Source organism: Nisaea sediminum, from assembly GCF_014904705.1.
Lineage (GTDB): Bacteria > Pseudomonadota > Alphaproteobacteria > Thalassobaculales > Thalassobaculaceae > Nisaea > Nisaea sediminum.
In genome coordinates, this window is record NZ_JACZCQ010000012.1 from 21,439 (window position 1) to 46,548 (window position 25,110).

Annotated in this window: 24 protein-coding genes and 1 pseudogene; 11 read left to right on the plus strand and 14 right to left on the minus strand. The window is 62.7% G+C overall.

The genetic code is table 11. The features are described 5' to 3' along the window. Positions 1–105: 105 nt before the first annotated feature. Complete coding sequence (locus tag IG122_RS20955) at positions 106–699, minus strand: HNH endonuclease (RefSeq protein WP_193188313.1); 594 nt, start codon at positions 697–699, stop codon at positions 106–108. Positions 700–937: 238 nt separating this feature from the next. Continuing rightward, positions 938–1,591, minus strand: coding sequence for an alpha/beta hydrolase (locus IG122_RS20960; RefSeq protein WP_193188315.1), 654 nt, complete (start codon positions 1,589–1,591; stop codon positions 938–940). Between the two features lie 110 nt (positions 1,592–1,701). On the opposite strand from IG122_RS20960, the gene gluQRS reads away from it, so the two are divergent. The 4 genes from gluQRS (at position 1,702) to IG122_RS20980 (ending at position 6,030) form a co-directional block, all read left to right on the plus strand. After that, the gene (gene gluQRS, locus IG122_RS20965) at positions 1,702–2,562 is read left to right on the plus strand and encodes a tRNA glutamyl-Q(34) synthetase GluQRS (protein WP_193188368.1); all 861 of its coding nucleotides are present in this window, start codon (positions 1,702–1,704) and stop codon (positions 2,560–2,562) included. A gap of 79 nt (positions 2,563–2,641) precedes the next feature. Further along, complete coding sequence (locus tag IG122_RS20970; protein ID WP_193188317.1) at positions 2,642–3,496, plus strand: TauD/TfdA dioxygenase family protein; 855 nt, start codon at positions 2,642–2,644, stop codon at positions 3,494–3,496. 229 nt (positions 3,497–3,725) lie between these two features. Continuing rightward, on the plus strand, positions 3,726–4,895 hold the full coding sequence (locus tag IG122_RS20975; RefSeq protein WP_226893824.1) for a sensor histidine kinase: 1,170 nt from the start codon (positions 3,726–3,728) through the stop codon (positions 4,893–4,895). 7 nt (positions 4,896–4,902) lie between these two features. Further along, positions 4,903–6,030, plus strand: coding sequence for a 2-methylaconitate cis-trans isomerase PrpF family protein (locus IG122_RS20980; protein WP_193188321.1), 1,128 nt, complete (start codon positions 4,903–4,905; stop codon positions 6,028–6,030). 14 nt (positions 6,031–6,044) lie between these two features. Here the strand turns inward: IG122_RS20980 and IG122_RS20985 are convergent, their stop codons facing one another. From IG122_RS20985 to IG122_RS21005, 5 genes are all read right to left on the minus strand, one after another. After that, the gene (locus IG122_RS20985; RefSeq protein WP_193188323.1) at positions 6,045–6,917 is read right to left on the minus strand and encodes a DMT family transporter; all 873 of its coding nucleotides are present in this window, start codon (positions 6,915–6,917) and stop codon (positions 6,045–6,047) included. Between the two features lie 108 nt (positions 6,918–7,025). Then, on the minus strand, positions 7,026–7,952 hold the full coding sequence (locus tag IG122_RS20990; RefSeq protein WP_193188325.1) for a bifunctional helix-turn-helix transcriptional regulator/GNAT family N-acetyltransferase: 927 nt from the start codon (positions 7,950–7,952) through the stop codon (positions 7,026–7,028). Between the two features lie 72 nt (positions 7,953–8,024). Beyond that, positions 8,025–9,182, minus strand: coding sequence for an acyl-CoA dehydrogenase family protein (locus tag IG122_RS20995; protein WP_193188327.1), 1,158 nt, complete (start codon positions 9,180–9,182; stop codon positions 8,025–8,027). A 119-nt stretch (positions 9,183–9,301) separates the two neighbouring features. Next, positions 9,302–10,672 carry an MmgE/PrpD family protein gene (locus IG122_RS21000; RefSeq protein ID WP_193188329.1) on the minus strand — a complete coding sequence of 457 codons (1,371 nt, stop codon included), beginning with the start codon at positions 10,670–10,672 and terminating at the stop codon, positions 9,302–9,304. Positions 10,673–10,695: 23 nt separating this feature from the next. Then, positions 10,696–11,397 (minus strand): haloacid dehalogenase type II, encoded by a 702-nt coding sequence (locus tag IG122_RS21005; protein ID WP_193188331.1) that lies wholly within the window; start codon positions 11,395–11,397, stop codon positions 10,696–10,698. A gap of 301 nt (positions 11,398–11,698) precedes the next feature. Here IG122_RS21005 and IG122_RS21010 point away from each other — a divergent pair, with 301 nt between their 5' ends. From IG122_RS21010 to IG122_RS21020, 3 genes are all read left to right on the plus strand, one after another. Next, positions 11,699–13,339, plus strand: coding sequence for an ABC transporter substrate-binding protein (locus IG122_RS21010; RefSeq protein ID WP_193188334.1), 1,641 nt, complete (start codon positions 11,699–11,701; stop codon positions 13,337–13,339). Positions 13,340–13,419: 80 nt separating this feature from the next. Then, positions 13,420–14,391, plus strand: a complete 972-nt coding sequence (locus IG122_RS21015; protein WP_193188336.1) for an ABC transporter permease — start codon at positions 13,420–13,422, stop codon at positions 14,389–14,391. Between the two features lie 14 nt (positions 14,392–14,405). Further along, a complete protein-coding gene (locus IG122_RS21020) occupies positions 14,406–15,299 on the plus strand; it encodes an ABC transporter permease (protein WP_193188338.1) in 894 nt (297 codons plus the stop codon). 154 nt (positions 15,300–15,453) lie between these two features. Here IG122_RS21020 and IG122_RS21025 read toward each other — a convergent pair whose 3' ends face one another. Next, positions 15,454–17,313 (minus strand): ABC transporter ATP-binding protein, encoded by a 1,860-nt coding sequence (locus IG122_RS21025; protein WP_193188340.1) that lies wholly within the window; start codon positions 17,311–17,313, stop codon positions 15,454–15,456. 348 nt (positions 17,314–17,661) lie between these two features. Here IG122_RS21025 and IG122_RS21030 point away from each other — a divergent pair, with 348 nt between their 5' ends. The 4 genes from IG122_RS21030 to IG122_RS21045 all read left to right on the plus strand — a co-directional run bounded on the left by IG122_RS21030 (position 17,662) and on the right by IG122_RS21045 (position 20,051). Beyond that, positions 17,662–18,387 (plus strand): AzlC family ABC transporter permease, encoded by a 726-nt coding sequence (locus tag IG122_RS21030; protein WP_193188342.1) that lies wholly within the window; start codon positions 17,662–17,664, stop codon positions 18,385–18,387. Beyond that, positions 18,384–18,722: an AzlD domain-containing protein gene (locus tag IG122_RS21035; RefSeq protein ID WP_193188344.1), complete on the plus strand. Its 339-nt coding sequence runs from the start codon at positions 18,384–18,386 to the stop codon at positions 18,720–18,722. Before IG122_RS21030 ends, IG122_RS21035 begins: the two co-directional genes overlap by 4 nt. 128 nt (positions 18,723–18,850) lie before the next feature. After that, positions 18,851–19,360, plus strand: a complete 510-nt coding sequence (locus IG122_RS21040) for a hypothetical protein (RefSeq protein ID WP_193188346.1) — start codon at positions 18,851–18,853, stop codon at positions 19,358–19,360. A 22-nt stretch (positions 19,361–19,382) separates the two neighbouring features. Further along, the gene (locus tag IG122_RS21045; RefSeq protein WP_193188348.1) at positions 19,383–20,051 is read left to right on the plus strand and encodes a 5-formyltetrahydrofolate cyclo-ligase; all 669 of its coding nucleotides are present in this window, start codon (positions 19,383–19,385) and stop codon (positions 20,049–20,051) included. A gap of 24 nt (positions 20,052–20,075) precedes the next feature. On the opposite strand, the gene IG122_RS21050 is transcribed toward IG122_RS21045, so the two are convergent. The 6 genes and pseudogenes from IG122_RS21050 to IG122_RS21075 all read right to left on the minus strand — a co-directional run. Beyond that, entirely contained in the window at positions 20,076–21,032 is a 957-nt protein-coding gene (locus tag IG122_RS21050; RefSeq protein ID WP_193188351.1) for a radical SAM/SPASM domain-containing protein, read from the minus strand. Positions 21,033–21,169: 137 nt separating this feature from the next. Continuing rightward, positions 21,170–22,216, minus strand: coding sequence for a 2OG-Fe(II) oxygenase (locus IG122_RS21055; RefSeq protein ID WP_193188353.1), 1,047 nt, complete (start codon positions 22,214–22,216; stop codon positions 21,170–21,172). A 177-nt stretch (positions 22,217–22,393) separates the two neighbouring features. Beyond that, the gene (locus tag IG122_RS21060; protein WP_193188355.1) at positions 22,394–23,497 is read right to left on the minus strand and encodes a dimethylsulfoniopropionate demethylase; all 1,104 of its coding nucleotides are present in this window, start codon (positions 23,495–23,497) and stop codon (positions 22,394–22,396) included. A gap of 271 nt (positions 23,498–23,768) precedes the next feature. Further along, the gene (locus IG122_RS21065) at positions 23,769–24,065 is read right to left on the minus strand and encodes a hypothetical protein (protein ID WP_193188358.1); all 297 of its coding nucleotides are present in this window, start codon (positions 24,063–24,065) and stop codon (positions 23,769–23,771) included. Then, positions 24,058–24,738 (minus strand): hypothetical protein, encoded by a 681-nt coding sequence (locus IG122_RS21070; RefSeq protein WP_193188360.1) that lies wholly within the window; start codon positions 24,736–24,738, stop codon positions 24,058–24,060. Before IG122_RS21070 ends, IG122_RS21065 begins: the two co-directional genes overlap by 8 nt. After that, positions 24,735–25,110 (minus strand): annotated as a pseudogene (locus IG122_RS21075) (HlyD family secretion protein); the annotation flags it as partial. The gene IG122_RS21070 and the pseudogene IG122_RS21075, both read right to left, overlap by 4 nt.

Consider the following 25,110-nt stretch of genomic DNA (forward strand, 5'->3'; position numbering starts at 1 on the left):
TTCCGTTAATGCCCTTCGGGAGCCGCGATGCGGGACGACAAAGACCCGACGCGAAAGCCGTTAGACGTGCAAATGCCAGCGGCAAAGCAGTGGTCGGATAAACGCTTAGAAAGCCGGCTGGCTGTCGAACTCGTCCTGCTCCAGCTCGCTGTCCCAGTAGAGATAGTCGCGCCAGCTCTCATGCAGGTAATTCGGCGGGAAGGCCCGGCCGTTTTCCTGCAACAGGTAGGTCGAGGGCTGGGCCGGTTTCACGATCGGCATGAAGCCTTTCGGGGTCGGCATCCGGTCGCCCTTGCGCAGATTGCAGTGACCGCAGGCCGTTACGACATTTTCCCAGCTCGTTCGACCGCCCCGCGAGCGCGGCACCACATGATCGAAGGTAAGGTCATGGGTCGGGAAGCGGGCGCCGCAATACTGGCAGCAGAAACGGTCGCGCAGGAACACGTTGAAGCGCGTGAAGGCCGGGCGCCGCGACTGCGGCACGAACTCTTTCAGCGCGATCACACTCGGCAGTTTCATCTCGAAACTCGGCGAGCGCACCACGTGATCGTATTCGGAGAGGATGTTCACCCGGTCAAGGAACACCGCCTTCACGGCGTCCTGCCAGGCCCAAAGGGAAAGCGGGAAGTAGCTCAGCGGTCTGAAGTCCGCGTTCAGGACGAGTGCCGGAGAAGGATGAGCCGCCGATTGACCATTCATGCGTGTCTCTCCCTCCGGCCCGAGGCTTACCGACTAGGAAGCCGGCGAAAGAGTACCGCGCCCGACCACAACATTTTGTGGGGTATCACGATGTACATGTGTCGCCGACCTCTGTTTCCAACAAGTTGTGCCTGAGCGGCAATGGCTAGATATCAATATATTGTTACGGTTTTTGTAACTTGTCACCGGGTTTTTCCGCACCGCGAAGAGGTCCGGAAAAACGCCGCGATAACCGCCGCTATTGAGGTAGCACACGCTGCAGGAAAACAAGCCCGCGGCGCAGTCCGTCCTCATCGATTCCGTGCCCAAGACCCGGCCGCGACAGCGATTCGACGTCGATCCCGGCGCCGGCGAGCGTGGCCTCGGCGGCGGGCATCGCACCGTGCGGCACCACCTCGTCCGCCTGGCCGTGGATCAGGGAGACCGGCGGCCGCGACTTGATCTCGTCCGACAGCAAGTCGCCGCCAACCAGAGCTCCGGAATAGCCGACCACACCCGCAACCGCGTTCTCGAGGCGCGGCGCCAGATGGAGCGACATCATCGTGCCTTGCGAGAAGCCGACCAGCGCGAGCCGGTCCCAGCCAAGGCTGCGGCGGGCCAGTTCCTGCGCGAGATAATTCTCGAGGATTGGCGCCGCCTCGCGCACCCCCTTCAGCATGACCTCCTCGGTCCGCACCTGCAGGCTGAACCATTGCCGGCCGAACGGCGCCATATCGCAGGGGAACGGCGCATGCGGCGAAGCGAAGGCGACATGCGGCAGATGCGGCGCCCAGACCGGGGCCAGCCCGATCAGGTCGTTGCCGTCCGCGCCCAGCCCATGCAGCAGCACCACGAGCGCCGTCGCTTTTTCACCGCTGGCCGCCTCCATCCTCGGGCCGTCGAGTTCGATCATCGCCGTCTCTCCTAAAAGCAATCGGGAGACAGGTTTCGCTCCCGCACTGGCTAAGCTACCTATAGCAGGAACCGCGTCGCGCCAAGTTTGGAGCCTTTGCCCTGCCGCCGATCCCGCCAGCCGCCAAACCGTCCGGCACCGTCACCCGCTTCGCCCCGTCGCCCACCGGCGACCTGCATCTGGGCCATGCCTATTCGGCGCTCTTCGCCGCGGAAGCGGCGGCACGGGAGGGAGGCACGTTCCTGCTCCGCGTCGAGGATATCGACGTCACGCGCTGCCGGCCCGAAATCGAGGCCCGCAACCTGGAGGATCTCCGCTGGCTCGGGCTCGACTGGCCGGAACCGGTGCGCCGGCAGTCGGAGCATTTCGCGGACTACCAGACCGCACTCGACCGCCTGGAGGAGATGGGGCTGCTCTACCGCTGCTACCTCTCCCGCCGCGAGTTGAACGAAACACTGTCAGCCCCGCACGGTGCTCCTGAAGCTGCTCCGACCGATACCGATCTCCTGCTGTCCGACGAGGAACGCGCGCAACGCGAGGAGGAAGGCGCGCCCTTCGCACTCCGACTCCGTATGGCGCGCGCCATGGAGCGCGCCGGGCCGCTCCACTGGCATGACCGCGGAAAGGGCGAACAGACCGCGCGGCCGGACCTCTTCGGCGACGTCGTGCTGGCCCGCCGGGACATTCCGACGAGCTACCACCTTTCGGTGACGCTCGACGACGCGCTGCAGGGCGTCACACTGGTCACCCGCGGCGAGGATCTGTTCGAGGCGACCCATATCCACCGTCTGCTGCAGGCACTGCTCGGTCTGCCGGCACCGGACTACCACCATCATGGCCTGCTGCGTGATATGACCGGCAAGCGCCTTGCGAAACGCCATCAATCGGCTGCGATCCGCGATCTGCGCGCGGAAGGCCTCACGCCTGAGGAGGTCCGCAGGATGGCCGTTCCCGACCGCTTCGTGGAATAGGAACGGCACCGCTTGCCGGACGGCACTACCCGGAGCTTAATTTGCAGTAACGCATGTCAATTGCGGCCGGGAGGAAAACATGGCGCATTCCAGGAAGGTCGAGCCCGCGCTCGATATCCGTCCGATAGCGGGGGCGCTCGGCGCCGAGATTTACGGCATCGACGCATCGCGCGAACTCGACGAGACGACGGTCGCCGCCGTCAGGCAGGCCCTGCTCGACCATCTCGTGATTTTCCTGCCGGACCAGAAACTCACTCCCGTTCGGCAGCTCGCCTTCGCGAAACGTTTCGGCGAACCGATGATCTATCCCTTCGTCAAGGGATTGGAAGACTTCCCAGAGATCACGCCGATCCTGAAACGCGAGGAGGACCGGAACAATTTTGGCGGCATCTGGCATTCCGATACGGTCTACCAGCAACAGCCGCCAATGGGCACGATGCTCTACGCGCTTGAACTCCCGCCCTATGGCGGCGACACCCTGTTCGCCAACCAGTACCTCGCCTATGACGCGCTGTCCGACGGCATGAAGGGTCTGCTCGGCGGGCTGAAGGCGATCCACATATCCGGCAAGAGTCGCGTGCAGCAGACCCGCACCGACATGATGAAACACGCGTCGGTCGGCAAGAAGGGCGACGAGCTGCAATCCCTCCATCCCGTCATCCGCACGCATCCCGAAACCGGACGCAAGGCACTCTACGTGAACGTTGCCCACACGATCCGCTTCGACGGCATGACCGAAGAGGAAAGTGCGCCCATCCTGGATTTCCTCTTCGAGCACCAAATTCAGCCGGAATTCACCTGCCGGTTCCGTTGGAGTCCCGGCGCATTGGCATTCTGGGATAACCGTTCCGCGATGCATTACCCGATCAACGACTATCATGGGTTTCGCCGGCTGATGCACCGCATAACCCTGGCGGGCGATACTCCATCGTGAGACGATTTCCCGCACGACGCCACCATTCGAAATTGAGTACAATTTCGCTAAACCCACCACTAAATAAAGTGGATCGAGAACCCATTTGCACTTAGTCTTGTGATGTGGCGGCAAAGAATGGCCGTCGGCTGCCTGTTCGGATGGGGGGGATAGGCTGGGCCGGATCTGTTCATAAAATCAGCCGGGAACGACCACATTGCCGCATACGAGCCTCCGGGGCCAAAGTAACTTGGGGAATGACTCAGAGCCGCCATTTGGCAAGGCCTCGGGAGGTCTTAGCCAGAATGATCTGCCGATTCCGATCGATGCGGTTCCGGATCCTTTGGTCGTGTTCGATGCCGAGGGAATCATCCGCGGCGCCAACCGGCTGCTTGGACAGTTGCTCGGCTACAGATCCTCCGATCTGATCGGCCAGCAGGTCGAAATCCTCTTCCCCGATGCCGACCGGGCCGCCCACCGCTCAATCCGCCGCAGCCTTCTGGCGCGCTCCGACGACGCCTCGCCGACCCTGCACCGGGAAGTCTTCGCACGGCAACGGCAAGGCAGCCTGGTTCCCGTCGAAATGGCCATGATGCGGGTCCCGACCGATATCGGCATCATGTTCACCGCATCGATGCGGGACAGTTCGCGCCATGTCGAGATCGAGAAAGCACTGACAGAAGCGGTCGACGAGGCGGATGCCGCCAATGTCGCGAAGAGCCGCTTCCTCGGCACCATGAGCCACGAGCTGCGCACGCCGCTGAACGCGATCATCGGCTTCTCCGAGATGATCCAGCACGAGACCCTCGGACCGATGCCGCACGAGAAATACGCGGACTATGTGAAGACCATCGGCGTCTCTGCCCGGCACCTGCTCGATCTGATCAATGAGCTGATCGACCTCTCGCTGATCGAGGACAACAATCTCCGTCTCAAGCTCGAGCGCTGTGACCTGAAGGAAATCCTCCGGGAATGCCGCTCGGTGATCGAGCCGCGCGCCCGGTCGGAAAAGCTGAAGATCCGTGTTCTGCTGCCGAAGGACACGGTGCACCATCCGGTCGATCCGCAGAGACTGCGTCAGGTTCTGCTGAACCTGCTCAGCAATGCGGTGAAGTTTACCGATGCGGGCGGCACGATCACCCTTGCCCTCTGGCGCGATGCGACCGGCGTGAAAATCCAGGTCGCGGATACCGGAACCGGAATCGCGCCCGCGGTCCTGGAGAATATTTTCGAGCTCTATGTCCGCTCGGAGGCGAAACGCAACGTCACGGCGGGCGGGCTCGGCATCGGCCTGCATGTCTCCAAGCGGCTTACCGAAGCGATGGGCGGCACCATCGGCGTGGAAAGCGAGCTTGGCCGCGGAACCTCGGTGACTCTATCCTTCCCTCCGACGACTGCGACACCCGCCAACGAGAGATAAACACCCCATGCCCAGCATCAGGATCCCGGCTTGTTTCATGCGCGGCGGTTCCAGCAAGGGCGTGTTTTTCGCCGCGGCCGATCTCCCGGCGGCACGTGCCGAGTGGGATCCTCTTTTCCTCTCGGTCATCGGCAGTCCGGATCCCTACGGCCGGCAATTGAACGGCATGGGCGGCGGCGTGTCCTCGCTCTCGAAAGCCGCGGTGATTTCCGCGAGCCTGCGTGAAGAGGCCGATCTCGATTTCACCTTCACCCAGGTCGCTGTCGGCGAGGCTCTGGTCGATTACAGCTCGAACTGCGGCAATCTCTCCTCCGCCGTCGCGCCTTTCGCGCTCGAACGCGGATTGATCCAGCTTGAGGATGGACCGACCTCGGTCCGTATTTTCAACACCAATACGAGCAAGATCCTGATCGCCCATTTCCAGGTCTCGGACGGGCGCGCGGTCGAGACCGGGACCTTTGCCATCCCCGGCGTTTCGGGAACCGGCGCGGCGATCCGCCTCGAATTCCTCGATCCTGCGGGTGCAGGGACGGGCCGCCTGTTCCCGAGCGGAAACCTGAAGGACCGGATCGTGGCCGAGGACGGGCGCGTCTTCGAAGCCACCCTGCTCGATGTCGGAAATCCCTGCGTCTTCCTCGATGCGGGCGCTTTCGGACGGACGGCGAACGAGACGATCCGGGAACTGGAGAGCGACACCGCCCTGATGGCCCTTCTGGAGGAACTCCGCCGCAAGGCCGCCGTATTGATGGGACTGGCAGAGGACGAGAGCGCGGCTCCGTCAGCGGTCCCGAAGATCGCAATCGTCGGCGTACCTCTCCCCGCAAAGGACCTCGCGGGCAATGCGATCGATCCGGAGAAAGCCGATCTCGCAGTGCGGATGCTGTCGATGGAGAATGTTCACCGGGTACTTCCGCTGACGGGTGCCATGTGCTCCGCCGTCGCGAGCCGCATTCCCGGCACCGTTCCGGCAGATCTCGCGAAACAGGCCGACGGAGATGTGCGGCTCGCCAATCCCTCGGGCATCCTTCCGATCGGCACCGACGTCAGTCTGGAGGGCGCCCCCACCGTCCGCTCGGTGACCGTGATCCGAACGGCGCGGCTTCTCATGACCGGGGAGGTCGTGCTGCCAGCTTAGCGGTAGATGGCGGCCTAGCGGTAGAACGCGATCAGAGCCACGGAGCCGCAGACGATCAGCACCGCCAGAGCGATCTTCACGGTCAGCACCTCGCGGCGGAAGATCGCCAGACTGAGCATCATGCTGAAGATCGGTGCGGCGGCGATGATCGGCACGACGGTCACGACCTTGCCGAGCAGGAGCGCCTGGTTGAGGCAGACCACCGCAAACCCGAATGCAAGCCCCGCGAAGGCGAAATATCTCGGCCCCGGCGCGTTCCAGACGAAGGGCGCATCGACCTTCTTTACGAAGCGCGCGCCGGTCGCGATGACCGCCGAAACGGTGAACCCGACGAGGGTGGCGAAATAGGAATCCGGAATGAATTCCATTCCGACCTTTGAGAGGACGTGTGCCGCTGCCCGCAGCATGGCCGCGCCCAGCGGAAAGAGCAGAGCCCAGAGAGGCCAGGAATGCGCGCTCAGCTTTCCCCGCCGGGAGAGCATGAAGACTCCGGCAACGATTCCCGCCGTTCCGAGGCCGGTCGCGGGAGTCAGCTGTTCGCCAAGCGCCAGGATACCGAGCGCGAGGCCCCAGAGCGGCGAGGTCGAGGCCAGCGTCGAGGCCAGTGTCGGGCCGAGATAGCGGATGCCGATGACCGAGAGGTTCGCGGAAAGCGCCGGACGGAAGAGACCGACCGCGGCGAAGATCAGCACCGCCGGGTGCAGCCAGTGGGACCAATCCATGAAGATCGGCGCGACGACCCAGTACATCAATGCGGAGAAGGTGATCGATATCGCCGCTCCGGTACGCGAGTCCAGGGTTTGGACCCCGAGACTCTGGAACTGCCCGCCGACGGCGAACATGAAGGCGGCGAACAGCGCCAGCAGCGGGGGGACGTATTCAGTCATCGATAGACCAGTCGGCAGGACATGAAGCTACGGGCCGACGCATCGTCCCCACCGACTGATATTCAAGCATAATTTGCTGGCGTGAAAGCGCCGATCGCGGCAAGGGTGCTATGCCATATCGCGGCGCCAATGCTGCTCGGTGAGCGCCTGTCCGTAGATCTCCATATCCTCGCTCCGCTCAAGCGAGAATCCGGCGGCCTGGTAGACCCGGCGCGCTGCCGTCAGCACACTGAAGGTGGAAAGCACCATATCCCTGTATCCCCGGCTTCGTGCGAAATCGATACAGGCGCCAACCAGCTTGTGCCCTAACCCGAGACCGCGTGCCGATGGCTCCACATAGACAATCCTGAGCCTGGCTGTCCCGGTACCGTCGCGCACCACGGCGGCAGATCCGGCAATTCGTCCTTCATGTTCCGCGATCCAGAGACAATCGTCCTGCGGATTGTAGTTTTCGAGGAATTCGCGCCCGATCTTCAGCAGCGTCAGTTCGAATGCGCCATCCCAACCATATTCCTCGGCATAGAGCGTGGCCTGCCGTGAGAGGATCCAGGAGAGCTCGCCGATGCGATGAGGTCGGATAACCGGAACGGAAGGAGACGCCGCGCCGCGGAGAAGTCGTTCCACCGCTTCCAGACTGTTGACCAGTTCGCGCTGCTTCACCGGCGCAAGCGGTTCGAGCACTTCGCCGATCTCAGCCCGCGAGCGCGCCTCGAGAATTTCGAGCGCCGCCCTGCCGGCTTCGGTCAGGGACAGCAGCTGCCGGCGCCGGTCCTGCTCCGACACCCGGTGCGAAACCAGTCCTTTTCGCTTCAGCCCGCCGAGCAGACGGCTGAGATATCCGGGATCGAGCGCAAGCAACTCCGCGAGGTCGCGTGCCGTCATGCCGTCGTGATGCCCGAGTTCGAAGATCACGCGTGCTTCGGGCGGGGTGAAATCGCTGTCCAGCAGACGCTCTTTCAACACCCCGATCTTGCCGGTGAAAAAGCGGCTGAAATGCCGAACAGCCTCGACCGGATCCTGACGCAGTTCCACCATGCGAACCTCCTTTGAGATCCGCATGATGATGCAATCGATTGCTTATGGCAATAAAATCATTGCCAAAGGCAATTATTTTGCCTTTGGCGGACGCTGCGAGAACCGGCGCCCGAAGACGCCCTCGGCGATCCGGTTCTTCATCATCTCAAGGCTGCCGCCGGCGATCTGCCAGCCGCGGGTCCGGCGCCAGCAATATTCGACAAGGCTCTCCTCGGTATAGCCGAGCGCGCCCAGCACCTGCATGGCGTCATTCGCGGCGCGGAACCCCGCTTCGTTACAGAGGAGTTTGGTGATTGCCGTATCATAGGCGGACGGCAGCCGGTCCGCCGCTTCCGTCGCGACCTTGTAGAGCATGAGCTGTGCCGCCTCCATCTGCGCTGCGGCTTCGGCGAACTTCCACTGGATGCCCTGGAAATCGGCCAGCTCGCGACCGAACTGCTTGCGCGTCAGAGCGTGTTCCCTGGCGATCTCGAAGGCATGCCGGCCGAAGGCGAGCGCCCGCGCGGAATTCCCGATCCGCTCCACATTGAAAGCCGAGATCTGCTTGCGGAACCCGCCCTCGCCAAGGAGCACGTTCTCCGCCGGGACAAAGACATTGTCGAAATAGAGCTGGCACCAGTGCTCGCCGCCGACATAGCGCACCGGCTCACCAAAGGTAAACCCCTCCTGCCCGCGTTCGAGGATTACGGAGCCGATGCCGTCGATCCCGGGGCCGTAGCGCACATAGATCAGGAAGATCTCCGCCTCGGGGCTATGCGTGGAGAAGACCTTGCTGCCATTGATGCGGAAGCCGTCTCCGTCTGGTGTCGCCGAGGTGACGAGTTCGGTCGCCGCGGAGCCCGCTTCCGGCTCGCTCATCCCGAGCGAGATCGCGATCTCGCCGGCGAGCAGGCGGGTCAGCCACTTCTCCTTCTGCAGCGGGGTCGCATATTCGGCGAAGGTGCGGATAGGACCGAAATTCCCGGCCTGGATGACGTCGGCGCTGCGCGGGCAGACTTCCGCAACGGCCTGGATCGCGAGCACCGCGTCCATCACCGTACCGCCCTGCCCGCCATCCTCCTCGGCGAAGGTGATGCCCATCAGGCCCTGCTCGGCCATCAGCTTCGCGATCGCGAACGGGAAGCCGTCCTCATGCGCCCGGGCCAGCGCCCCATCGCGAAGATGACGTTCCGCGAAGCCGCGCACCGCATCCTGAAAGAGCCGCTGCTCCTCGCTCAAACTGAAGTCCAAGTCCGCCTCCCGGTGTTTCTTATTGGCGGGCGACTGTCCCATCCGGACGCCATTCGCTCAACAGCGCTTTCCGTCAACATGTGGCGATGACTTGGGAAAGATTGCGGCCCGCGCCGGTGCTATCCGGCTTTGAGCGCCGGAACCCTGACCGGCAGATCCGCCAGTGTCGGCAGCTTGTCGATACCCCAGATCGCTTCTCGCAGAGCGTCGCTCTCGGCGCCAAGGACGTCCGCCGCCAGTTCGGTGAACTTGGCATCGAGCTCCGCATCGCTGAGCGGAGCGTCGGGATCGCCCTTGCGGGTCGGCGCGTAGTGGCTGAAGTGACGTCCGTCTACCGTCTCGATCGTGACTCGCGCGGACCGCTTCTTCGGGAACGCCGCCTCGCAATCCGGATCGACCGAATGGTCGACCTTCGCCGCGACCGCTCGAATGTCCCGGTCGGCAAGCGCCTCGGGCGTGAAGGCGGCGATGCGCACGGCACCGGTCGCGATCGCCGCGCCGACGCAATAGGGCAGCGAGAACTTCGCCTCGAACGCCGTCTTCGGATCGGCATTGCCGCAGATTTCGAGCGACTTCGCATAGGATCCGACCTCGATGCGGGCGATCTCGCCGGCCTTGAGGCCGTTCGCCGTGACGATTTCACGGGCGGCGTCCACAGCGGCGTGAACATGACCGCAGGCGGCATGGTTCTTCTGCGTCGTCCGCTCAATGGTCCAGTCCGTCCCGAGACCGGCAACCGCCGCCGTCCAATCGACGTTCCGGCTCATCGCGGCGCCGAACCCGGCCGCACCGTCGAGAATGTCCAGTGCGCCGGTGATCCCCGCTTCCGCCATGCGCGCCGAAAGCACGCCGCCTTCGGCCGCGCGGCCGGCATGCAGCGGCTTGCTCATCGCCTCGGCACGGAACGCCTGCTGCAGTCCCGCCGCCATGGTGCCGGCGCTGGCCAGTGCATGCGCCGTCTGCGCCGCAGTCAGACCGAGCACCACGGAAGACGCGGCAGCTGCGCCGAAGAAGCCGACCGTCGCGGTCGTGTGCCAGAAATCGTAATGCGCCGGATTGACCGCGGCGGCGATCCGGTTGGCGGTCTCGTAGCCCGCAATGACCGCGCGCAGGAATATATCGCCGGAAACGCCCTTGTCCTCGGCAAGCGCGAGCGCCGCCGGGATTACCACCACGCCCGGATGGAACAGCCCGTCCCGGTAGATATCGTCGAACTCGACGGTGTGCGACGCGGCCCCGTTAATCAGTGCCGCCGCCCGCGCCGTCGCATGACGGCCCGACGGAACAATCCTGCACATTCCCCGGTCGAGATCCTCGGCGATCGCGTTCTCGAGAAGAGTTGCTGGTGGCAGAACCCCTCCCGGCACCGCAGCGGCGAACCAGTCCAGCACGCAGCGCCGGGCATGATGACGCGTGCTATCCGGCAGTTGCGTCTTATCAAGGCCGGCGACAAAACCGGCGAAAGTCTCGATCGGGCTCTTTGCGGCCATTTTTCATGCTCCCTCTCCCGCGTTCAGCAGCCAAGCTTGTCGGCGACGCCTTCCATGGACTCCGCGATGACGTCGAAATCGTGCTCGGCCTTGAAATCGACCGTCTGCTCAGGTCCGTATTCGGTCGGCCGGGCGATGAAGGCCGTCTTGAGTCCGAGATCCCGGGCGGCGACCAGATCGCTGTTGTGCGCGGCGACCATCATGCATTCCTCGGGCGCCAGATGCAGCAGGCGGCAGCCGGTCAGATAGGTCTCCGGCTGCGGCTTGTAGCTCTGCGAAATTTCGGCGCCGAGGATCATGTCCCACGGCAGTCCGCCGTTCTTCGCCATATTGACCATGAGGGCGACGTTGCCGTTGGACATGGTGGCGATGATGAACTTCTTCTTCAGCCGCGTCAGTCCCGGCACGCTGTCCGGCCATGGCGAAAGCCGATGCCAGGCCCGATTCAGGTCGTCTATCTCGGCGTCGCTCAGGCTGTCGACACCGAACTCGTCCAGCACCTCCAGCAGATTTTCCCGATGCAGCGTGTCCAGCGCGACGAATCCCCGGTTTCCGGACCGGATCGCCTTCATCGCCGGCTGGTAGCGCCGGCGCCAAGCCAGCGCGAAGGCCTGACCGTCGATACCGAGCCCCTTCTCATCGGACAGCCGGTCAACTTCGCAAGCGATGCTGTTGCGCCAGTCGACCACGGTCCCGAAGACATCGAAGAATAGCGCTTTAACCATGAGCCGTTCATCCTCCCAGAATTATTGTTGCGTTCCCGTACTCCGGAAAAGCCTCTGCCGTATTGCACAGATTCCTTGACCGGAAATCGAAAGCCGGGACAATGGTATACAGTTCGTACGGCTGGAAGACCGGGAAACAACGGTTAGCAGACCGACGAAAGGGTAGGCGAACGGAGGAACGTCAGGCAACGCTCCCAAATGGCAAGAGTCTCTTCTTCGCTATGCGAAGAAGCGTTGCTGCGCGTGACCAACCGCGCCTCTCAAACAAAAAAATTCCGTATGTAGGGAAGGAGTTACGTCCATGAAGAAGTTTTGGCGGTCTACCGCCACCACAGCGCTGGCCATCGGTGTCGCGGCCCTCTTCGGCCCCGCCGCCGCGAAGGCCGAAACACCGCAATACGGTGACGAACTGCGCATGGTGGTCGGCTCGAATATCCCGTCCTTCGACGCGCATATCGAGTCCACCTTCGGCATGATCCACCCGATCCGGCCGTTCTACAGCGTCCTGATCCGGGTCAATCCGGACAATCCGTCCTCGCCGACCGACTTTGTCTGCGACGTCTGCGAGGGTACCGTTCCGAAGCCGACCGAGGGTGGCACGAAATACACCTTCAAGATCCGCAAGGACATCAAGTTCCATGACGGCACGCCGCTGACCGCGCATGACGTCAAGGCGACCTTCGACAAGATCATCTTCCCGCCGGAAGGCATCGCGTCGAACCGCATCGCCTATTTCCGGATGGTTGAATCGGTGACCACGCCGGACGACTATACGGTCGAGTTCAAGCTGAAGAACCCGAGCGGCACGTTCCTGCCGTCCGTCGCCATGCCGTTCAACTTCATCTACGCGAAGAAGGACCTCGACGAGCACGGCTACACCTGGCACCAGAAGAACGTGAACGGCTCCGGCGCCTTCAAGTTCGCCGAATACGTTCCGGGCAGCCACGTGAAGGGCGTCAAGTACGAGGGCTACCATCACAAGGGCCAGCCGTATCTCGACGGCTTCACCGCGATCGCGGCTCCGAAAATGTCGGTTCGCCTGCAGGCGATCCGCGGCGGTCAGGCCGATATCGAGTTCCGCGGCTTCCCGCCGAAGGCGCGTGACGACCTTGTCTCTGCCCTCGGTGATCAGATCACCGTGCAGGAAAGCGACTGGAACTGCGTCCTCATCGTAACGCCGAACCACGAGGTCAAGCCGATGGACGACGCGCGCGTCCGGCGTGCCCTGTCCCTCGCCATCGACCGCAAGGGCGGTTCGCAGTACCTCTCGAAGATCGCGATCGTGAAAACGGTCGGCGGTATCGTGTTCCCGGGTCACCCGCTGGCGGCGACCGAGGCCGAACTGTCCCAGCTCGCCGGTTACGGCAACGACATCGAGGCGAACCGGGCGGAAGCGAAGCGTCTGCTCAAGGAAGCCGGTCACGAGAACCTGAAGATCACCCTGCACAACCGCGGCGTCGACCAGCCGTACAAGGTTGTCGGCACCTGGCTGATCGATCAGTGGAAAAAGATCGGCGTCGAGGCGGACCAGTGGGTCCAGCCCTCCACTCCGTTCTACGCGACGCTGCGGTCCAAGAAGGACTTCACGATCTCGCTCGACTTCAACTGTCAGTCGATCATCAACCCGATCGCCGACATCTCGAAGTTCCTTCCGGGAGCGGGTGCCAACTATGCCTACTTCCAGGACGAGCAGCTGGTGAAGTGGTATGACGAACTGCTGGCCGAAGGCGACGAAGGCAAGCAGCGCGAACTCATCCGCAAGTACGAGAAGCGGGTTCTGGACGAGCTGGCTTCCCAGTTCATCACCCTCTGGTGGTACAAGATCAACCCGCACCGTTCCTACGTGAAGGGCTGGAAGATCGCGCCGAGCCACTATCTGAACCAGGCTCTGGACAATATCTGGATCGATCAGGCCGAGAAGAAGCGTCAGCTCGGCGGCTGATCCCAGACGACTGAACTTGGCCGTCCCGCCGGTGCGGGGCGGCCATCCTTTATCAGCTAAATTCGGAAACGACGGACGGCATGTACGGATACATCGTCAAACGCATGCTCATGCTGCTGCCCACCCTCCTCGGCGCGGCTATTCTCGTATTCCTTCTTCTCCGACTTGTTCCTGGCGACATCTGCCTGATCAAGTTTGGTGGCGAAGGGTCCTACGCGGATCCAGAGCAGATCAAGCAATGCCAAGAGCAGCTCGGCCTATCGGAACCAATCTACATCCAGTTCGTGGACTATATGGCAGGCTTCCTGACATTCGACCTGGGCACCTCCATGTGGACAGGACGGGCCGTCGAACACGAGATCGGAATCCGTTTTCAGCTATCGCTGCAAATCGCGATCATGGCGACCCTGACCTCGATCGTCATCGCTATTCCGCTGGGTGTGATCTCGGCCGCCAAGCAGAACACAATGACCGACTATTTCGTCCGTGGCTTCAGCATTGCCGGCATCGCGATGCCGTCTTTCTGGCTCGGTATCCTGATCATTCTCGGACTTCTGATCGGCACGCAGGAATTCCTCGGCCGTCCATGGATGCCGCCAATTCACTACGTGCCGATCTGGGAAGATCCCGCGCACAATCTTTCACAGTTGATCTGGCCGGCGCTGGCGACCGGATATCGCTACTCGGCGGTCGCAACCCGCATGACCCGGTCGGCGATGCTCGAGGTCCTGGGCGAGGACTACGTCCGCACAGCCCGGGCGAAAGGCCTGATCGAAAAGGTCATCGTCAACAAGCATGCGCTGAAGAACGCCATGCTCCCGGTGGTCACGATCATCGGCATCGAGTTCGCCTTCCTCATGGGGGGGCTCGTGGTGACGGAGCAGGTCTTCAACCTGAACGGCATCGGCAAGCTCTTCGTCGAGTCCGTCACGCAGTCCGATTTCACACTGACCCAGGCACTGGTGATGCTGGTGGTTGTGATCTTCGTCGTCATGAACTTCGTCGTCGACGTGCTCTATGCGTGGCTCGACCCGCGAATCCGGTACAGCTAAGGGAGATCTGAGACATGACCACTATGGACGTGAGCCCAGAGACCAATACCGGATTCCGCCGGAAGACGATCTGGGACCATCTCAGCCGCCTTGTCCGGCGCCAGCCGCTCGGCGCCGGCGGCGCGGTCGTCATCATCGTCATGCTGACGATGGCGCTCTTCGCCAACGTGATCGCGCCTTACGATCCGGAAGCGAACAGCTTTGAGTACATGCTGGTTCCGCCGAGCCTCGACTTCCTGCTCGGCACGGACCAGTTCGGACGCGACCTGTTCTCGCGCATCGTCTACGGCGCCAGGACCGCACTCTTCGTCGGTTTCGCCTGCGCCATCATCGGCGCGTTCGGCGGACTGATACTCGGTGTGGCCAGCGCCTATTTCGGTGGCTGGCTCGACCTGATCATGCAGCGGGTCATCGACGTGTTCATGGCGTTTCCGCTCATCATCATGGCGCTGGCGATCGTCTCTATCTTCGGGACCGGGACGGACAAGGTGATCATCGCCATCACCATCCCGTTCATTCCACGTTGCGCCCGCGTCGTGCGTTCCAGCGCGCTGGCTGTCCGCGAAATGCCCTATATCGATGCCGCAAGGTCGATCGGCTACGGCCATTTCCGGATCATCATGAAGCATATCGCGCCGAACGTGGTGGCGCCGTTCCTGATCATGCTGACGGCCTTCCTCGGCGAAGCGATCCTGCTCGAGGCCTCCCTCTCCTATCTCGGTCTCGGGGTGCAGGAGCCGACGCCGGCCTGGGGCCTGATGCTGCAGGGCGGAGCTGAGGAATATGCCGAGAGCGCGCCGTGGGTCCCGGTCTGGCCGGGGCTTGCGATCACCATCGCGGTGTTCGGCTTCAACCTCTTCGGCGACGCGGTCCGCGACATGCTGGATCCGAAACTGCGGACCCGGTAAGCGGCAAACATCAAACGAGAAACCCCGCCGGATGGCGGGGTTTTTTTTGTCGCAACGGAGGGTCACCTGCGGTGAGGAACCTTGTCACGGGAAAGAAAAACGGCGCCTTGAGGCGCCGTTCTCCAAACAGTGATGCAACCGAGCGAAAGGTCGCTCAGTTCTCCAGAACGAAGTGTCCCTCGCCGACCTGGCGATATTCCCGCTTCGGCGGCTCGTAGCCCATCGGCTTCAGCGGGCTCGGGATCTCGTCCGTCATCAGGTTGAGCTCCCGCTTGCGCCGGGACGGATCGGCGACCGGCACGGCCGACATCAGCTTCTTGGTGTAGGGGTGCTGGGCGTTCTCGAACACCGCCGCCCGAGGCCCGATCTCGACGATCTCACCGAGATACATCACCGCGACCCGATGGCTGACCCGCTCCACGACCGCCATGTCGTGGCTGATGAAGAGGTAGGCGAGGCCGAATTCCTCCTGCAGATCCATCATCAGGTTCACCACCTGCGCCTGGATCGACACGTCCAGGGCCGACACCGCCTCATCGGCGATGATCAGTTTGGGTCCGAGGCCAAGCGCGCGGGCAATGCAGAGGCGCTGACGCTGGCCGCCGGAGAATTCATGCGGATAGCGCTCGGCATGCTCGGAATCGAGGCCGACGCGGCGAAGCAGGGAAACCACCCGCTCGTCCGCTTCCTTGCCCTTGGCGAGACCGTGCACGACCATCGGTTCGGCAATCGTCGCGCCGGCCGTCATGCGCGGGTTCAGGGACGCGAACGGATCCTGGAAGATCATCTGCATGTCGCGGCGGAGCGGACGCATCTTCTTCGGGTCGAGCCCCATGAGCTCGGTGCCCTCGAACTGGATGCTGCCGCGGTTCGGCTCCACCAGCTTGATGATCGAACGGCCGGTGGTCGACTTGCCGCAGCCGGACTCGCCGACAAGCGCCAGGGTTTCGCCCGGCTGCAACTCGAAGGAGACGCCCTCGACCGCATGCACCCGTGCGGTCGCCGCACCGAACATGCCCTTGCGGATATCGAACCGCGTGGTCAGCCCCTCGACTTTGAGCAGAGGTGCCGCCTCGTGCCGCACCGTGTCCTGCATCTCCTCGAGCGTCGCCTCGGCACTGGCGCCTTCCTTCACGACGTCGCCCTCGGCCCGATTCACGTCCACATTCGCGAACTTGGCGGGGAAGGTCTTGCCTTTCATGGACCCGAGCTTCGGCACCGCCGCGAGCAGGGCCTTGGTGTAGGGATGCTGGGGCTCGTGGAAGATCTGCTCGGCCGGGCCTTCCTCGACCTTCTCGCCCTTCAGCATAACGACGACCCGGTCCGCCACCTCGGCCACGACACCCATGTCGTGAGTGATGAACATGACCGACATGCCGATTTCCTGCTGCAGCATCTTGATCAGATCGAGGATCTGCGCCTGGATCGTCACGTCGAGCGCGGTGGTCGGCTCGTCCGCGATCAGCAGGCTCGGCCGACAGGCGAGCGCCATGGCGATCATGACGCGCTGGCGCATGCCGCCGGAGAGCTGGTGCGGATACTGGGTGAGTTGTTTTTCCGGCTCCGGAATGCGCACCAGCTTCAGCATCTCGAGCGCCATGTCGAGCGCTTCCTGCTCGCTCTTGCCCTGGTGCAACATGATCGTCTCGGCGATCTGGAAGCCGATCGTGAACACCGGGTTCAGCGAGGTCATCGGCTCCTGGAAAATCATCGAAATGTCGTTGCCGCGGATATCCCGCATCACACCCTGCGCGGAGGTCGCGATATCGATGACTTCGCCGTTCTTGCGCCGGAAGTTGATGTCTCCGGAAACGATCTGACCGCCCGCATAGTCAGTCAGCCGCATGAGCGTCATCGCGGTCACGGACTTGCCGGACCCGGACTCCCCGACCACGGCCAGAGTCTCGCCCCGATCGATGTGCCAGGAAACCCCGTCGACCGCCTTAACGGTCTGATCGTCCAGCGGAAAATGTACCCGAAGATCGTTCACTTCGATCAGTCGGTCCTGATGCATTTATACGGCCTCCCTGGCTCGCTCGTCAGATGCCGGTGCTTTTGAAGTGTTTTTCTTGTTGCACCCTTTTCAAGCCGGGGAGTGTGTCCGCTTTTCCGCATTGAATCCAGACGCAATATGCCAAATTTCGCTTGCCGGAACCCGGGCCGCCAATCGGTTTCGCGCTTCAGCGCCAAACATGCGAAAGCTCTGCGGCGCTCCCCGATAGGCTTATGGATTCTCGGGACTTTCCGTCTCTCAGGTCGCACAGTCCCACTCCCCGCGCTTTGCGGCGTCGGCTTTTCGTAGCCACGGCCGGGCACGATCTGGCAGGTTTCGGGTTCCGATCATTTAGGGACCCAGGAAGACATGAAGGTGGGGACAGAGGCGTCCGGCCCAGGGCCGGACCGCCGCGCGGCATTCAACGAAGGTGTTCGTCACGGGCTCGCCGTGCCGTCGATCGTCGTCTTCTCCACCATGCTCGGCTTCGGTTCCATGGCCCACGCGACCGGCTTTTCGGCCTTCGAGGCCTTCCTTTCGACCCTGCTGGTCTGGGCCATGCCGGGCCAGGTGGCGATGGCGGACCTCAGCGCTTCCGGCGCCGACCTCTTCGTAATCCTGCTCGCCGTATCGATGGCGAGCGTCCGCTTCTTTCCGATGGCGACCATCCTGGTCGGCACGTTCCGCAGCGCGACGCCGGATCTGCCGCGCCAGCTGCTGATCGCGCATCTGATGTCCGCCTCGACCTGGCCCATGGGCATGGCCGCCTCCCAGCGCATGCCGGTCGCCTCCGCGATGGCCTATTACTGGCCGGTCGCCACGCTCTGCATCACTTTTGGCTGTATCGGCACACTCGCCGGCTACTGGCTCTCCGCCGACATGCCGGAGATCGCGCGGCTGACCCTGGTCTTCCTGAACGTGGTCTTTCTCTCGCTGCTATTCGCGCAGAACCGGGACCGGCTGGTGATCCTCGCGGTCGCGACCGGCGCTGTGCTCGGCCCTCCGCTGCACGCGCTGGAGCCGAATTACGGCGTGCTGCTGACCGGCGTGATTGGCGGCACGTTTGCCTATGCCCTCCTGGGGAGGCGGCGATGAGCGGCACCGCCATCACGCCCCTCGCCCTCGTCCTGCTGGCGGCGTCGGTCACCTTCCTCTGGCGCGCGCTCGGCGCCCTGCTCGCCTCCAAGATCGACACCGAAGGCGCGCTCTTCCGCTGGATCGCCTGCGTCTCTTACGCCACCGTCGCGGGGCTGATCAGCCGCATGGCGGTGCTGCCGACGGGCGACCTCGCGGAAACGCCGCTCGTCCTCCGCCTCGGCGCCGTCGCAATCGGCTTCGCGGTCTATTTCCTCGCCCGGCGAAACCTGCTGCTTGCCGCCGCAGCGGGCGCCGCGAGCTTTGCGGGCGGGCTCGCCTTCCTTCCGCTCTGAACCGGCAGGGCCGGACCAAGCCCCGGCAACAATTAGGAAATTCCAATTTCGCGCGATATCGGGCACACTCTTCGGGGATGGGAGAGCCCGGCGGCCGGCAAAGGCCGCATGCGTGAAGGAGCCGTTCCATGGCCAAGACGCTCAACCCGATCGACACCGAAGAGGAACCGCGCCCCGATCCGCTCAACCCGGCGGAGGACATGCCGAGCGAGCTGGCGGAAACGACCCATGCCGAGTTCCTCGCGATCTACAGGGACGCCTCGGACAATTTGCGTTTCGCGAAGACTCAGCAATGGCGCTCCGTGCTCTATTTCTCCGTCGGCGCGACGCTCGTGACCGGCTACGGCGAGTGGACGCATTGGCAGGACAAGGACCTCGCCCGTCTGCTGCTCTTCATGGTCTGGGTCTTCAGCCTCGCCAGCGCAGCCGTGATCGTCAGCCTGCAATGGTGGCAGGCAGCCGAGAACAGCAAGATCGCCTATGTCACCTCGAAATGGGGGACTTTCAGCACCGCCGCGCGGAACCGGAAGTCCAAGCTGATGAGCGACATCCAGCGCTACGGCATCCTGATCGCGATGATCCTCTATCTCGAATTCGCCACCATCGCGGTGACGCGGATCTTCCTGCTCAACATTTGATCCCCGGGAGAAGGGAGCGGTAATGGCGGACGAGACGGCGGGGGGTGAAGCGGCCTGCTTTCTGCACACCCTGATCAACGGCCAGCCGGTCGATCCGGAGACTTGGCGCGATGTCGAGCGCTTCCGCCGCGCCGAACGTCAGCGGCTCTACGACCTGCGCAGATCCTTCGCCCCGGAACAGCGCGGTGCCGCCACAGAGGCGATCATCCGCGACCTGACCTCCGTGACCGGTTCCCTCGAAGGCCGCAACGTCTCGGTCTATTGGCCGATCCGTGGCGAGCCGGACCTCAGACCGTGGATGAGGGTGGCCCATGAGGCGGGAGCGCGGATCCTGCTGCCGGTCGTCGAGCAGAAGGGCCAGCCGCTCTCCTTCCGGCGCTGGGAGCCCCGGGCGAAGATGGAGCGCGGGATCTGGAACATTCCGGTGCCGGCGAGCAGAGAGACCTGTCTGCCGGATCTGGTGATCTCGCCGCTTGTCGGGGTCGACGAGGCCTGTTTCCGGCTCGGCAATGGCGGCGGCTATTACGACATGACCCTCGCGCGTCTGGAACCGCGCCCGCGGATCATCGGCGTCGGCCTGCCCGGATGTACGCTGAAGACGATCTTCCCGATGCCCTGGGACGTGCCCATGGACGTGATCGTGCTCGGAGACGGCGCCCCGCGCGCAAGAATTCCCAAGCCCGGTCGCTGATCGAAGGCACGCGGAGAGGATGTCTCACTGATAGGCGACGCAGGACTCGCAGGGCGTTCCGGCGACCGATTTCCTCAGATGGGCCGCCCGCAGATCCCGAAACCTGTCGGAATGCCAGGCCTCGAGGAACGGCGTCGTGGTCAGGTCTCCCATATGAAAACGGCCGTCATGGTCGAAACAGCAGGCGCTCAGCTGGCCGTCCCAGGTCACGTGCCCTTCGGTGAAGATCGACCAGCAGGGCAATGCATCGCGGAGCGCGCCGGCGCGGCCGCGATTGCCCGCCGTCGGCGCCCATCCCCGGGCCTTTTCCCGCTCGGTCACAAGCGAGGCCTGGTTGTAGAGCGGCAAGGCATAGACCTCGTCCGCGACCTCGGCGATGCGCGCCACGGTCTCCCGCATCCGGTCGCCCTGCTCACCGTCATATTCGATGTAGCTCGCATAGATCCCGCAGCGGTGCCCCGTTTCCGCATGGACCCGGTCGCGCACCTCGGCGGCGCTCCGCAGATTGCGCTCGATCGCGGCGTAGAGCTTGGGCTTAACCTGGGCGACGCTCTGGAACTGGCCGGCATCGGCGTAGTTCATGGAGAACTTCAGGCTGTCCAACCCGGCCCGGATCGCCGCCTCGACCCGCTCCGGCGTGCTGACGGTGCCGTTGGTCGTGAGAAACACATACGGAAAGCCCGCCTCCTCCTTCGCGAACCGGACCGCGTCGGCGAGCCAGGGCAAAAGAAAACTTTCCCCGAGATAGAACAGGCCGAGTTCCTCGACCCCGGCCTGGCGCATCTCGACGGTCAGCCGGTCGAAGAAAGCGCGGTCCATGTCGGCATGCCGGCGGAGCGACATCGAACGGGCGCAAAAGGTACAGGCAAGATTGCACCGCGCCGTCAGCTCGATCTTCACCGAACGCGGCGCTGGCGGCAGCGCCATCCGGTAAGCCGGATCGATTTGCGTCACCCGGTCGATACGCTCTGTGATTCCCATTTCCGCCCCCTTTCAGCGATCCCTCCGGGGCGCATGGCCGGCCGGAATGCCGGGGAGCAAAGCAGGCGCTTCACAGTCAATCCTTGACTTATATCAAGACTGCCAGACCCTGCGTCGATTTGACCGGGCATGCCTCCTCAATGCAGGAAGGCGAGCAGGACGTAGCGTTCGCCGCTGGTGACCGGACGCGCCTCGTGCAGCAGGGAGCAGGAGAAAGCAACCGCATCGCCGGGGCCCGGGCGGTAGCCGAAATCGCCGGATTCCGGGAAGACGAGATAGCCGCCGGTATAGTCACCTGCCCCCTCCGCCTCCGCGCCCGTATTGAGGTTGAGCGTGACCGCGAATTTCCGGGTCTGCGTCGCGGCCGTCGTGTTGTCCCGGTGAGCACGGAAATGCCCGCCGTCGGCACCGCTGTAGCGCACGATCTTGAATTCCTCGTGACGCTGGATCGGGCAATGCGTCGCCTTCTGGATCTCCGGGATCACCCGGCGGGCGAAGATCTGCTCGATCTGCTTCTCGAGCGCGCTGCCGGAGGCGATCACATGATCGCGCCGCACCTTGACCGAGGGATCGGTCTTCAGGACGCCCTTGCCCTTTTCCTGCTGCATGAAGCCGGACGGCTCGCTGCCTTCGGTGTCATGGACATGGATCAGCCAGCGGCACCAGTCCGGGCTCAGCACGCGCGGGATCGGCACCACCGGCGCCTGGATCGCCGGCCCCGGCCGGAACGCCGTCGGGGTCGCCTCTCCGACCGCTTTCATCACGGTGGCGAAATGCGCCTCCACGCTCTCGCCCGGCGCGGCGGGCAGGACCGCCAGCAGACGCGTGTCCGGGCCGACGAGCAGCGTGCCGTTGCCTTTCAGATTGACGTTATGCGCCAGCGCCCCCGGCTCGTCCGCGAGCACCGGAAAGCCGAGCCCGAGCTTCTTCTCCAGCGCAAGGTTGCGCACCGGCGCTGCGCGGCGCACGAGATAGGGGCTGGCCCCCACCGCCTCCAGCTCTCCGCGCAGCTTCTCGAGCGCGGCAGCGGCCTCTTCTGCGCCCGCATCGTCCGAGACATGCACCACGGCGATGCTGCCCGCCATCCGGTTCGGCGGCTTCGGCTTGCCGTCCGAAAGCTTCAGATCGATCGGCGGTATGGTGTCGCCGATATCGAACCACGGATTGAGCGCGGGCTGTTTCATCGATGTATGGCCTTCCCCGGTCTGCGGGATTTGATCCCGTTCTGGGGATGAGGATAGCGGGAGGGCGCGCGGGCGGCAAAGGGCGAAGGCACCGGAAACGGGCTGCGACGGCTCGTTCCGGTCAGGCGCCGGAAGGATGTTCCGGGTCTCTCGCCACAGCCCGAACCCGGCCCGTCCTCAGTTCCAGAAACCTTCCTGGACCATTGCCTCCCGCGGCCCTTCGGGCGTTTCGACCGTCACCGCCGTTCCCGGATCCCAGTGGGTCATTTTCACCATTCCGATCGCGACATTGGTCTTGAAATCCGGCGACCAGACCGCGGAGGAAACCCGGCCGACATTCTGACCCTTGGCGAGGATCGGCCAGTGACGATCGCAGCGCGGAACGGGCGGCCCGTCGATGGCTATGGCGCGGATCTGCTTCACCGGCCCTTCCTTCGCGACCCGGAGAAGCGCGTCGCGGCCGATACAGCCAATCGCCGATTCCGTGTTGCAGAAGCGCCCGAGGCCGCATTCGTGCGGCGTATTGTCGTCGGTCATGTCATTGCCGTAGGAGAGAAGCCCGCTCTCGATCCGCTCGATCAGGTTCGGACAGCCGGCCCGGACATCCATATCCTTTCCGGCGTCCATCAGTGCGTTCCAGAGCGGCATCCCGATATCGCCGCCCTCGACATAGATCTCGAACCCGCCCTGTTTGGAATAGCCGGAGCGCGCGATCACCAGGTCCCGCCCGGCAAAGCCGAAGAGGCTGAACCTGAAGAACCGCAAAGACCGGATCTGCTCGCCGAAGACGGCGCACATCAGGTCCTCCGCCTTCGGTCCCTGCACGGCGAGCGGCGAGACGTCGGGCTCGTCCACCAGGACATCCAGACGGTAGCCGAAGGCGATGCCCTTGACCCAGTAGAGCAGGTCGCTGTCGGCAATCGAGATCCACCAGCGATCCTCGGCCAGCTTCACCGCCACCGGATCGTTGAGCATGCCGCCGGTCTCGTCGACGATGGGCACGTAATAGCATTGCCCGGGAAGCATCCGCGTCAGGCTGCGCGGGGTCAGCATCTGCACGAGCCTGCCGGCATCGGGGCCGCGGATCTCGACCTGGCGCTCGCAGGCAACGTCCCAGACCTGAACCGCCTCCTTCAGATGACGGTAATCCTCCTCCACCGAGCGGAAGACCGTCGGCAGCAGCATGTGATTGTAGACCGTATAGCCCTTCACACCCGCGGCCTCGACGCCGTCGCTGAAGGGCGTGCGCCGCAGACGGCGCGAAAGCGAGATTTCCACCATGGACAGGTCCCCGAACTCCCAGAAGCAACAGCACTGCCCTTCCGGGCGCCGACGGGCAGGTGCACGACCTTGTTGACGGCACGTGACGGGCCCGATGGCGTCAATTTAGGGAAAGTCTTTCGACCGGACTGTCCGGTAAACGCCTGCCTGAATGACTGATTGCGACATGGAGGGGGACGGCTGGCGGATCTGCGGGATCCGGGGACGTGACGGGTTGGATGACCGGAGGCCCTCTTGTCTCGCATTTCACGAATTGAGCGGGCGAGTTAAGTCATGTCCCCTTAACCTGTTCCCTTAACCTAACCTCCTGTGTCCCCTTAACCCCGGGATCTCTTAGTCTCGCCGAGACATAATTCTCCATGTAATTCTGAACAATTTTCGCTGATGCAGTAACAGCGCCACTATCTTGAAATCCACTATTGATCGCTGCCGCAAACTCAAGCCAAGGATTTCCGGTTAATTCAAAAACTTTGAGATGCCTTTGCCAAATCGATTGATTATAGGCGGCGGATATTGCATTCTCCTGCGCTGGGGAAAGATCGATTCCGTTTTGCCAAAAATCAGACATCACACGCCTCATTTTCCAGAATCAAACAGTCGATCAAGTCTCGGGTTAGATCAAATATGCGCGCTAGTTCCTCGATGCTTTTGATCCTCTCAAAAACACCTTTTTCTGCTTCTATCGTGTAATTTGTCGAAATATGTAACTTCAACGTAAAAATAATTCTGTACAAAACGTCATCTCTGTATCTCAAAACAATAAAATCGTTATTATAAATAATATAAACTGACCCATTTCCATTGCTGTCTTTCTCTTCAAATATTTTGCAACATATTGAGAAGTCCACATTATTTACTATATATTTTTTGAATTTCTTGAATTTATCCTTTTTATTTTCTACGATTGACCACGAAGAACCATCACATTGCTCATGCAATTCTCCAAAATGCGTCCATTGACGGAAAAATTTGTCTTCCCCGTGCAGTATATTCTTTAATGCTTTATACCTATTCAAATTTTCCAGCTTCTTAGTTGATATTATAGTATTCACAAAAACCGGACCTTCAATATTGAAGTTTTTTACAAACAATTCTTTATCCACAAAATATTCATTTCCGCAATTCAGGAGTACGTATTTTTCATTATTTTTTTTGCTTGCAGCATTGGTGATTCCAGCACAATACAAGATGGCTATTATTATGGCGCAAAGTTTAATACCTTTTTGTCCATAATAGATCATCGCTCCCGCATCCCTTCGCTCGCATAGCGCAGCACCGGCTGCAGCACGTATTCCAGCACCCGTCGTTCCCCCGTCAGCAGGTCCGCCGTCACCGACATGCCCGGCACCAGGCGGACGTCCCGTCCGTCGACGCGGAGATGTTCCCGCTCCAGTTCGATCCGTGCCGTGTAGGACAGCATCTGCGGCGCCGCCTGCGGCCCGCTGGTCGCCGCGCCCGGGGCGCCGGCGGCGTTGTTCGCGTCCTGCGGCACCACGGCATCGGCGCTGAGGGCGACGACCCGCCCCTCGATGCTGCCGTAGCGCATGTAGTTGAAGGCATCGACCTTCACCGCCGCGCGCTGGCCGATCTCGATGAAGCCGATATCCCGGTTG